Below are 12353 nucleotides of genomic sequence, written 5' to 3' on the forward strand. Positions count from 1 at the left end.
ATGGACAACGAGCAGAAGCTCCGGGACTACCTCAAGCGCGCCAGCGCGGACCTGCAGCGCACGCGTCAGCGTGTGCAGGAGCTGGAGGAGGCGTCCCGCGAGCCGATCGCGATCGTCGGCATGAGCTGCCGCTACCCCGGTGGGGTGGCCGGCCCGGACGACCTGTGGCAGATGGTGGCCACCGGCTCCGACGGGATCTCCGGCCTGCCCACCGACCGGGGCTGGGACCTCGACGGCGAGCTGGCCGCCGCCGCGACCTCGGGCGGGTTCCTGCACGACGCCGCCGAGTTCGACGCGGACTTCTTCGGCATCTCCCCGCGCGAGGCCCTGGCGATGGACCCGCAGCAGCGGATCCTGCTGGAGGTCGCGTGGGAGGCGTTCGAGCGGGCCGGGGTGGACCCGGCGTCGGTGCGGGGCAGCCGGACCGGCATGTTCATCGGCGCGATGGCCCAGGACTACCGGGTCGGGCCCGACGACGGCGTCGAGGGCTTCGTGCTCACCGGGAGCAGCAGCTCGGTGGTGTCCGGGCGCCTGGCCTACTCCTTCGGCACCGTCGGACCGGCGGTCACGGTCGACACCGCCTGCTCCTCGTCGCTGGTGTCGCTGCACCTGGCCGCCCACGCCCTGCGCGCCGGCGAGTGCTCGATGGCGCTGGCCGGTGGCATCACCGTGATGTCCACCCCGGCGACGTTCCTGGAGTTCGCCCGGCAGGGCGGGCTGGCCACCGACGGGCGCTGCCGCTCCTTCGCCGACTCCGCGGCCGGCACCGGCTGGGCCGAGGGCGTCGGCGTACTGGTCCTCGAACGGCTGTCCGACGCCCAGCGCAACGGACACGAGGTGCTCGCCGTCGTCCGCGGGTCGGCGGTCAACCAGGACGGCGCGTCGAACGGGCTGACCGCCCCCAACGGGCCCTCGCAGCAGCGGGTGATCTCCGAGGCGCTGACCCGCTCCGGGCTGTCCGCCGACCAGGTCGACGTGGTCGAGGCGCACGGGACCGGCACCACACTCGGCGACCCGGTGGAGGCCCAGGCACTGCTGGCCACCTACGGGCAGCGCCGCGAGCGGCCGCTCTGGCTGGGCTCGGTGAAGTCCAACATCAGCCACACCCAGGCCGCGGCCGGTGTCGCCGGCGTGATCAAGATGGTGGAGGCGATCCGGAACGGCGTCCTGCCGGCGACGCTGCACGTCGACACCCCGTCGACGAAGGTGGACTGGGACTCCGGACAGGTCCGGCTGCTCACCGAGTCGATGCCCTGGCCCGCGACCGGTGCGCCGCGGCGCGCCGCCGTCTCGTCGTTCGGGATCAGCGGCACGAACGCGCACACGATCCTGGAGCAGGCCCCGGACACCCCGGATGCCCCCGTCGTCGTGCCGGCCCACGACGCCGACGGGGCCGGTCCGGCCCCGCTGCTGCTCTCCGGACGTACCGCCGAGGCGCTGTCCGCGCAGGCGGAGCGCCTGCTCGACCGGCTCGACGCCGCGGACGCCCCGGACCTGCGCGACGTCGCGTTCTCGCTGGCCACCGGCCGGGCGTCGCTGGAGCACCGGGCCGTGCTCCCCGCCGACGACGCCGAGCAGACCCGCGCCGGGCTGCGGGCACTCGCGGAGGGCACCATCGCGCCCGGGGCGGTCCGCGGCACCAGCCGCCGGCGTCCGTCGACGGCGTTCCTGTTCGCCGGCCAGGGCTCGCAGCGGCTCGGGATGGGCCGGGAGCTGTACCGGCGCTTCCCGGTGTTCGCCGAGGCGTTCGACGCGGTGTGCGAGCACCTGGACCCGTCGGTGCGCGAGATCGTGTGGGGCACCGACGCCGACGCGCTGAACGACACCGGGGTGGCGCAGCCCGCGCTGTTCGCGCTGGAGGTGGCGCTCCACCGGCTCGTCTCCTCCTACGGGGTCCGGCCCACCCAGCTGATCGGGCACTCGATCGGCGAGATCGCGGCCGCACACGTGGCCGGGGTGTTCTCGCTGCCCGACGCGTGCGCGCTGGTCACCGCCCGCGGACGCCTGATGCGCTCGCTGCCGGCCGGTGGCGCGATGGTCGCGATCGCCGCGTCCGAGGAGGAGGTCGCTCCGCACCTGACCGACGGGGTGTCGCTGGCGGCGGTGAACGGGCCGTCGTCGGTGGTCGTCTCCGGGACGGAGGCCGAGGTCCACGACGTGGTCGAGCACTTCGCCGACCGCCGGACCCGGCGGCTGCGGGTGAGCCACGCGTTCCACTCGCCGCTGATGGAGCCGATGCTCGCCGAGTTCCGTGCAGTCGTCGCCGGGCTCGACGCGTGCGCCCCGACGCTGCCGATCGTGTCCACCCTGACTGGGCGGCCGGCGACCGCCGAGGAGCTCGGCTCGGCCGAGTACTGGGCCGCCCACGCCCGCGGCACCGTCCGCTTCGCCGACGCCGTCGCCACGGCCCGCACGCTCGGCGTCACCGACCTGCTGGAGCTGGGACCGGACGCCACCCTGTGCGGCGCCGCCCGCAGCTGCCTGGACGCGGCCGGAGCCGAGGACGCAGCGACGCTGCCGGTGCTGCGTGCCGACCGGGACGAGGCCGCCACGCTGACCGAGGCGATGGCCGGGCTGCACGTGCGCGGGGTCGCCGTCGACCGGAACACGCTGGTCGACGGCACCGGCGCACACCGCGTCGACCTGCCCACCTACGCGTTCCGGCGTCGCCGGTTCTGGCCGAAGGGGCCGGCCGCGGCCGGCGGGGACGTGCGCGCCGCCGGGCTCGGTGCCGCGCACCACCCGCTGCTGGCCGCCGCCGTCGCGCTCGCCGACTCCGACGGGGTCCTGCTCACCGGCAGGCTCTCGATCGCCGCCCAGCCGTGGCTGGCCGACCACGCCGTGCACGGCCGCGTGCTGCTGCCCGGCACCGCGTTCCTGGAGCTGGCCATCCGGGCCGGCGACGAGGTCGGCGCCGACCACGTCGAGGAGCTCACCCTGGCCGCGCCGCTCGTGCTGCCCGAGAGCGGTGGCGTCGGCGTGCAGGTGTGGCTGGGCAGCCCGGACGCCTCCGGGCGGCGCGTGGTCACCGTCTACTCCCGCCCCGACGACGCCGACGACGAGCCGTGGACCCGGCACGCCACCGGTGTGCTCGGCCGCGGCGGCCCCGCCGCGGACACCGCGCCCGCGACCACCGGCCCCGAGTGGCCGCCCGCCGGCGCCGAGGCCCTCGACGTGACCGGCGCCTACGACAGCCTGGCCGCCGCCGGCCTGGAGTACGGGACCACCTTCCAGGGGCTGCGTGCGGCGTGGCGCCGCGACGACGAGGTGTTCGCCGAGGTCGCCCTGCCGCAGTCGGCAGGTACCGAGGGCTTCGGGGTGCACCCGGCCCTGCTCGACGCCGCCCTGCACGCACTCGCCATCGCCGGGAGCGGCGAGGACACCGGTACGTCGCTGCCGTTCTCCTGGGAGGGCGCCCGGCTGCACGCCGGCGGCGCGTCCGCGGTCCGGGTACGGATCACCGGTGCCGGGACCGACACGGTCTCGCTGGTCGTGAGCGACCCGGCCGGCGACCCGGTCGCCACCGTCGCGTCGCTGGCACTGCGCCCCCTGCCGGCCGGCGGCGTCGCCGGCGACACCGCCGGCCGGACGCCGCTGTTCGCGGTCGAGCCGACCCCGGTCCGGCTCGGCGAGGCACCCGCCTCGTTCGCCCTGCTCGACCCGGCCGGGCTGCTCGGCTCCACCTTCGCCCCGGCTCCGCTGTACGACTCGCTGGCCGAGCTCGCCGACGCCGGGGTCCCCGAGGTCGTCGCCGCCCCGGTCCCGGCGGTCGAGGGCGACGTGCCCGGTGCCGTGCGGGCCGTCACCGCGTGGGCGCTGGACCTGCTGCAGCGCTGGCTCGCCGACGAGCGGTTCGCCGGGTCCCGGCTGGTGCTGCTGACCCGCGGTGCCGACCTCGACCCGGTGCACGCCTCCGTCGTCGGCCTCGCCCGGACCGCCCAGGCCGAACAACCGGGCCGGGTCGCCGTACTCGACCTCGGCCCCGACGGCTCCGCCGCGGACACGCCGTCGCCCGCCACCGTCGTCGCCGCGCTGGGCACCGCCGACGAGCCGGAGCTCGCGCTGCGCGGCGAGGACGCGGTCGCGCCCCGCCTGACCCGCCTGCTCCCGCCCGGGGCCGCCGGCACGCCCGCCCCGTTCGACGCCGACTCCACCGTGCTGATCACCGGCGGGACCGGGGGACTCGGTGCGGTCATCGCCCGCCACCTGGTCGCCGGACACGGTGTCCGGTCGCTGGTGCTGGCCGGACGCCGCGGGCCGGAGGCCCCCGGTGCCGCCGAGCTGGCCGCCGAGCTGACCGAGGCCGGGGCCGAGGTCGCCGTCGTGGCCTGCGACGCCGCCGACCGCGACCAGCTGGCCGCGCTGCTGGCAGAGCACCCGGTCACCGCCGTCGTGCACTCCGCCGGGGTCCTCGACGACGCGACCATCACCTCCCTCACCCCGGCCGCGTTCGAGACCGTGCTGGCGCCCAAGGTCGACGCCGCCCAGAACCTGCACGAGCTGGCCGGGGACCTCACGGCGTTCGTGCTGTTCTCCTCGGTCGCCGGCACCGCCGGTGCGGCCGGGCAGGGGAACTACGCCGCGGCGAACGCGGCCCTGGACTCGCTCGCCGCGCGCCGTCGCGCCGCGGGTCTGCCGGCGACGTCGCTGGCCTGGGGCCCGTGGTCGGCCACGGGCGGCATGACCGGCGAGCTCACCGACGCCGACCTGGCACGCCTGGCCCGCGCCGGAACCCCCGCGCTGGAGCCGGAGCAGGGTCGCGAGCTCTTCGACGCCGCGCTGGCGGCCGACCGCGCCACGGTCGTCCCCGTGCGGCTCGACCTGGCGGTGCTGCGCGCCCGCGGCGAGGTCCCGGCGTTCCTGCGCGGTCTGGTGCGTGGGCCCGCCCGCCGCACCGCCGCCGCGGACACCGCAGGCCCCGGGTCCGGCGTGGCCGGTCTCTGGCGGGGCCTGGACGCCGCCGACCGCGACGCCGCCGTGCTCGCCCTGGTCCGCGACGAGGTCGCCGCCGTGCTGGGGCACGGTTCCGGCGCCGAGATCGACCCGGACCGGGCGTTCACCGACCTCGGCTTCGACTCGCTCACCGCGGTCGAGCTGCGCAACCGGATCGCCTCGACGACCGGGTTGCGGCTGCCCACGACGCTGGTCTTCGACTACCCGACCACGTCCGCGCTGGCCGGGCACCTGATCTCCGCCACCGTCGGCGGGGACGGCCCCGCCCGGCCGGTGACGCCGGTGCTCGCCACCGGCGACGACCCCGTCGTGATCGTCGGCATGGCGTGCCGCTACCCGGGAGGCGTGTCCTCGCCGGAGGACCTGTGGCGCCTGGTCACCGACGGCGGCGACGCGATCTCCGGGTTCCCGACCGACCGCGGCTGGGACCTGGAGACGCTGCATGACCCGGACCCGGACCGTCGCGGCACCACCTACGCCAGTGGCGGCGGTTTCCTGCACTCCGCGCCCGAGTTCGACCCCGGGTTCTTCGGGATGAGCCCCCGCGAGGCGCTGGCCACCGACGCCCAGCAGCGGCTGCTGCTGGAGTCGTCGTGGGAGGCGTTCGAGCGGGCCGGGATCGACCCGCGGACCCTGCGCGGCAGCGCGACCGGCGTGTTCGCCGGGCTGATGTACAACGACTACGGATCGATCCTGGCCCGCGGCGACTTCGAGGGGCTGCAGGGCAGCGGCACCGCGCCCAGTGTCGCGTCCGGCCGGGTCGCCTACGCGCTCGGGCTCGAGGGCCCGGCCGTCACGATCGACACCGCGTGCTCGTCGTCGCTGGTGGCGATGCACTGGGCCGCGCAGGCGCTGCGCTCCGGTGAGTGCTCGCTGGCCCTGGCCGGCGGCGTCACCGTGATGTCCACCCCGGCCGCGATCCTGGAGTTCTCCCGCCAGCGCGGCCTGTCCCCGGACGGGCGGTGCCGGGCGTTCTCCGACGACGCCGACGGTGTCGGCTGGTCCGAGGGCGTCGGCATGCTGGTGCTGGAGCGCCGGTCCGACGCACTGCGCAACGGCCACCAGATCCTAGCCGTGCTGCGCGGCTCCGCGGTCAACTCCGACGGCGCCTCCAACGGTCTGACCGCGCCGAACGGGCCCTCGCAGCAGCGCGTCATCCGGGCCGCGCTGGCCGGTGCGGGCCTCGGCACCGCCGACGTCGACGTCGTCGAGGCGCACGGCACCGGCACCACCCTGGGCGACCCGATCGAGGCCCAGGCCCTGCTGGCCGCCTACGGGCAGGACCGGGAGACCCCGCTCTACCTGGGCTCGGTGAAGTCGAACATCGGCCACACCCAGGCTGCGGCCGGGGTGGCCGGTGTGATCAAGATGGTGGAGGCGATGCGGCACGGGGTGTTGCCGGCGACGTTGCACGCGTCGACGCCGTCGTCGCACGTGGATTGGGACGCGGGTGAGGTGGAGCTGCTCACCGAGCCGCTGCCGTGGGACATCGACGGGCGTGCGCGTCGTGCGGGTGTGTCGTCGTTCGGGATCAGCGGGACCAACGCCCACCTGATCCTGGAGGCTCCCGAGCCCGCGCAGCTCCCCGCGCCGGGCACCGCGCTGCCGGGCACCGCGCTGCCGGACACCGCGCTGCCGGCCGCCCCGCTGCCGATCGTGGTCTCCGGGCGCACCCCGGCGGCCCTGCGCGACCAGGCGGCGCGGCTGTCCCGCCACCTCGACGCGCACCCCGACACCGACCTCGGTGACGTCGCGGCGTCGCTACTGGGCACCCGCACCGCCTTCGAGCACCGCGCCGCCGTGGCCGCCGAGGACCACGACGGGCTGCGCCGGGCGCTGGACGCGCTCGCCACCGGCGCCGCGGCGACGGGTCTGGTCGAGGGCACCCCCACCGGCGGACGCACCGCGTTCCTGTTCGCCGGCCAGGGCTCCCAACGCCCCGGGATGGGCCGCGAGCTGTACGCGCGGTTCCAGGCCTACGCGGCGGCGTTCGACGCGGTGGCCGCGCACCTGCCCGCCGAGGTGCTCGACGCCGCGCTCGGCGACGACGCCGACGCCCTGACCCGCACCGGTCACGCCCAGCCCGGCCTGTTCGCGCTGGAGGTCGCCCTCTACCGGCTGGTCGAGTCGTGGGGGATCGTCCCGGACCGCCTGGCCGGGCACTCGATCGGGGAGATCGCGGCCGCCCACGTGGCCGGGATCCTGTCCCTGCCGGACGCCTGCGCGCTGGTGTCGGCGCGGGCGCGGCTGATGCAGGCCCTCCCCGCCGGTGGCGCGATGGTCGCGGTCGCGGCGTCGGAGGACGAGGTCGTCCCGCACCTGATCGACGGGGTCGCGATCGCGGCGGTGAACGGGCCGTCGTCGGTCGTGGTGTCGGGGGCCGAGGCTGAGGTCGAGGCCGTGGTGGCCCGGTTCGCCGACCGCCGCACGAAGCGGCTGCGGACCTCGCACGCGTTCCACTCGCCGCTGATGGCGCCGATGCTCGACGAGTTCCGCACCGTCGTGGAGGGACTGAGCTTCGCCGCACCGCGGATCCCGGTCGTCTCGACCGTCGCCCGGGGCGCCGACCTCACCGACCCCGGCTACTGGGTCGAGCACGTCCGCGCGACCGTGCGCTTCGCCGACGCCGCGGCCGCCCTCGCCGACGACGGCGTCACTACCGCCCTGGAGCTCGGTCCGGACGGCGTGCTGTGCGCGCTGGTCGAGTCCGCGGCACCGGACCGGATCGCGGCCGCCCCGGTACTGCGCCCGGACCAGCCGGAGACGCGCACTGTCGTCGCGGCGCTGGGGCACCTGTGGGTGCACGGGGTGGACCTGCCCGCCACCCCGGGCGGCGCCGCCGGACCCGCCCGCCGGGTGGACCTGCCCACCTACGCGTTCCAGCACGAGCACTTCTGGCCGGACGTCCCCGCCGCGGGCGCCGCCACCGACGGCGACGGCAGCGCCGACCAGGCGCTGTGGGGAGCCGTCGAACGCCAGGACGACACCGAGGTCGCGGCCCTGCTCGGACTCACCGACGACCGGCACGCCGCGTTGTCCGCGTTGCTGCCCGCCCTGTCGTCGTGGCGCCAGGGCCGCCACGAGAAGGCGCGCCTGGACCGGTGGCGCTACCGGACCGGATGGACCTCCCGCCGCGTCACCGCCGGCGCCCGCCTGGACGGGACGTGGCTGCTGGTCCGCGCCGACGACCCGGCGGGACAGGCCCGCGCGACCGAGGTCGCCGACGCGCTGCGCGCCGCCGGGGCCGAGGTCGCCGACCTCGTCCTCGACGCCGCCTGCACCGACTCCGCCGAGACGGCGGCCCGGCTGTCGGCCCGCCCCGCCGAGCTGACCGGGATCGTCTCCCTGCTCCCGCTCGCCGAGCGCCCCGCGGCACACCGCCCGCAGGTCCCGCTGGGGCTCGCCCTGACCGGCGCGCTGGTGCAGGCACTGGCCGCGATCGAGTCCGCGACACCGCTCTGGACGCTGACAGCGGGCGCCGTGCGCACCGGGCCCGCCGATCCCGCCGATCCCGCGCCGCACACCGACCAGGCCGCCGTCTGGGGTCTGGGCCGGGTCGCCGCGCTGGAGCACCCCCGGCTCTGGGGCGGGCTCGTCGACCTGCCCGCCGAGCCCCACCCGAACGCACTCGACCGGCTGGCCGCCGTGCTCACCGGCCCGGCGGGTGAGGACCAGGTCGCGCTGCGGGCCGGCACCGCCTGGGGACGCCGGCTGTACCGGCACCCGGTCGACGCGCTGCCGCCGGAGACCGCGTTCACCGTGTCCGGCAGCGTGCTCGTCACCGGTGGCACCGGAGCGCTGGGCGGCGAGGTCGCCCGGCTGCTGGCCCGTTCCGGCGCCCGGCACCTGGTGCTCACCGGGCGTCGCGGACCGGACGCTCCCGGCGCCGCGGACCTGGCGGCCGAGCTGGAAGGACTCGGCGCGAGCGTGCACGTCGCGGCCTGCGACGTCACCGACGCCGACGCCGTCGCGGACCTGCTCGCCGCGGTCCCGGCCGAACACCCCCTGACCGGTGTCGTGCACGTCGCCGGCATCGGTCAGGCGTCCACGCTGGAGGACACCGGCCCGGCCGAGTTCGATCGGGTCTACGCGGCCAAGGTCACCGGCGCGCGCGTGCTCGACAACCTGCTCGGCGACCGCGAGCTGGACCTGTTCGTGCTGTTCTCCTCGATCGCGGGGGTCTGGGGCAGCCGCGGCCAGGCCGCCTACGCCGCCGGCAACGCCGCCCTGGACGCGCTCGCGGAGGAACGTCGTGCCCGCGGTCTGGTCGCGACGTCGGTCGCGTGGGGCCCGTGGGCCGACGCCGGCATGGCCACCGACGACGCGGTCGCCGCCGACCTGGCCCGCGCCGGGCTGCGCGCTCTGCCGCCCGCCCCGGCCGTCACCGAGCTGCGCCGCGCCCTGGTCCAGGACGACACCTGCGTCACCGTCGCCGACGTCGACTGGCAGCGCTACGCCCCGGTGTTCACAGCCGCCCGCGCCTCGGCACTGTTCGACCCGATCGACGACGTCGCCGCCCTGGACCGGGCGCCCGACGACGCCGCGGGCGGGGAGCTCGCCCGTCGCCTGCGCGACCTCGACGGGGCCGCCCAGCAGCGCCTGCTGCTCGACCTGGTCCGCGCCGAGGCCGCCGCGGTGCTCGGACACGGCACCGCCGACGCCGTGGCGGCGACCCGCTCGTTCCGGGACGCGGGACTCGACTCGCTGACCGCGGTGGAGCTGCGCAAGCGCCTGGTCGGGCTGACCGGGCTGGCGCTGCCGGCCACCCTGGCCTTCGACCACTCGAGCCCGTCCGCACTGGCCGAGCACCTGCGCGAGCAGCTGCTCGGGCTCACCGACGCGGGTGGCCCGGTCGCGGCCACGACCGCGGTCGACGACGAGCCGATCGCGATCATCGGGATGGGCCTGCGGTTCCCCGGCGGCGTCGCCACACCCGAGCAGTTCTGGGACCTGATCTCCGGTGGCGTCGACGCCACCGGCGAGTTCCCGACCGACCGCGGCTGGGACGCCGACGGCCTGCACGACCCGGACCCGGACCGGCCCGGGCGCACCTACACCACCCGCGGCGGGTTCCTGCACGACGCCGCCGAGTTCGACCCCGCCTTCTTCGGCATCTCCCCACGCGAGGCGCTGTCGATGGACCCGCAGCAGCGGCTGCTGCTGCAGACCGGCTGGGAGGCGTTCGAGCGGGCCGGGATCGACCCGGCGACCCTGCGCGGCTCCCGCACCGGCACGTTCGTCGGATCCAGCTTCCAGGACTACGGCGCCGGCGCCGCGGCCGGCAACGGCGCCTCCGAGGGGCACATGGTCACCGGGACCATCCCCAGCGTGCTGTCCGGGCGGCTGTCCTACCTGTTCGGGCTGGAGGGCCCCGCGGTCACCGTCGACACGGCGTGCTCGTCGTCGATGGTGGCACTGCACCTGGCCTGCCAGTCGCTGCGCAGCGGGGAGAGCACGCTCGCCCTGGTCGGCGGCGCGACCGTGATGGCCACCCCGGCGCCGTTCGTGGCGTTCAGCCGCCAGCGCGCACTGGCCGCCGACGGGCGGTGCAAGGCCTTCGGCTCCGGCGCGGACGGGATGAGCCTGGGCGAGGGCGTCGCGGTGCTGCTCGTGGAGAAGCTGTCCGACGCGCGCGCCAACGGGCACGAGGTGCTCGCCGTGGTGCGGGGGTCGGCGGTGAACCAGGACGGCGCCTCGAACGGGCTGACCGCGCCGAACGGGCCGTCCCAGCAGCGGGTCATCCGGCAGGCGCTGGCCAACGCTGGGGTGGAGCCGGGCGAGGTGACCGCGCTGGAGGCGCACGGCACCGGGACACCGCTCGGCGACCCGATCGAGGCCCAGGCCCTGATGGCCACCTACGGCCTCGACCGCGACCCGCAGCGCCCGCTGCTGCTCGGGTCGGTCAAGTCCAACATCGGGCACACCCAGTCCGCCGCCGGTGTCGCCGGCGTCATCAAGATGGTGCTGGCCATGCGGTACGGCCTGCTGCCGCCGACGCTGCACGCCGGCGAGCCGTCGGCACAGATCGACTGGTCGCCGGGCGGGGTCGCGCTCGTCGACGAGCCCACCGAGTGGCCCGAGGGCAGCCGCCGGGCCGGGGTGTCGTCGTTCGGGATCAGCGGCACCAACGCGCACGTGATCCTGGAGGAGGGCGACCGGGTCCCCGCCCGCGCCGAGCAGGTCACGGTGGACGCCCAGGACGCGTCCGCCGACGCCCTGGAGCCGGATGCGCCGGCGCCGGCGACACCCGCAGCCCTGCCGTTCCTGATCTCCGCCCGCGGCGCGGAGCCGCTGCGCGATCGCGCCGCTGCGATCGCCTCCCTGCTGGGCGCCGCCGACGCCCCAGCCCCGGCCGATGTGGCGTTCTCGCTGGCCACCACCCGCGCGCAGATGGTCGACCGGGCCGTCGTCGTGGGCACCGGCACGGACGAGCCCGCCGAGCGGGCCCGTGCACTGGCCGCGGGGGAGCCCGCCGCCGGGATCGTCACCGGCACCGCCGACGTCGACGGCCGGACCGTGTTCGTGTTCCCCGGGCAGGGCGCGCAGTGGGCGGGGATGGGCGCCGAGCTGGCGGCCGCGTCGCCGGTGTTCGCCGCCCGCCTCGACGAGTGCGCGGCCGCGCTGTCCCCGCACGTCGACTGGGTGCTGCGGGACGTGCTGACCGGCGCCGAGGGGACACCGACGCTGGAGCGCGTCGACGTGGTGCAGCCCGCGTCGTTCGCGGTGATGGTGTCGCTGGCGGCGGTGTGGGCCGCCCACGGCGTCACCCCGGACGCGGTGCTGGGGCACTCGCAGGGCGAGATCGCCGCCGCGGTCGTGTCCGGTGCGCTGTCGCTCGACGACGGTGCCCGGGTGGTTGCGCTGCGCAGCCGCGCGATCGCCGAGCACCTGTCCGGGGCCGGCGCGATGATGTCGGTCGCGCTGCCCGCCGACGAGGTCAGGGCCCTGCTGGCGGAGCACCCGGGCGAGCTGTCGGTGGCCGCGGTCAACGGGCCGCGCTCGGTCGTGGTCTGCGGCGAGCCGGACGCGGTGACCGCGCTCGGCGAGCAGCTGCAGGCGCGCGAGGTGCGGGCCCGCCGGATCGCGGTGGACTACGCATCGCACTCGGCCTACGTCGAGGCCGTCGAGGAGCCGGTGCGCGCCGCCCTCGCCCCGATCACCCCGGTGGCCTCGAGCGTGCCGTTCCTGTCCACGGTGACCGGTGACTGGCTCGACACCACGACGATGGACGCCGGCTACTGGTACGAGAACCTGCGCCGCGAGGTGCGGTTCGCCCCGGCCGTGCGCGCCCTGCTCGAGCAGGGCCACCGGAGGTTCCTGGAGATCAGCCCGCACCCGGTGCTGACGATCGGCATCTCCGAGACCGTCGAGGAGCTCGGCGCGGACCTGGGCGGCCCGGC

At 76.7% G+C, this 12353-nt stretch carries 1 protein-coding gene (running past one end of the window); it reads left to right on the plus strand.

Features of this window, described 5'->3' with window-relative positions:
• Nucleotides 1-12353, plus strand: the start of a protein-coding gene (locus XF36_RS05000) for a type I polyketide synthase (RefSeq protein WP_060711076.1). 16009 nt of this gene lie beyond the right edge of the window; only the first 12353 of its 28362 coding nucleotides appear in the window; its start codon is at nucleotides 1-3; its stop codon lies off the right edge, out of view.

It is taken from the genome of Pseudonocardia sp. HH130629-09, assembly GCF_001294645.1.
In the GTDB taxonomy this organism is placed as follows: domain Bacteria; phylum Actinomycetota; class Actinomycetes; order Mycobacteriales; family Pseudonocardiaceae; genus Pseudonocardia.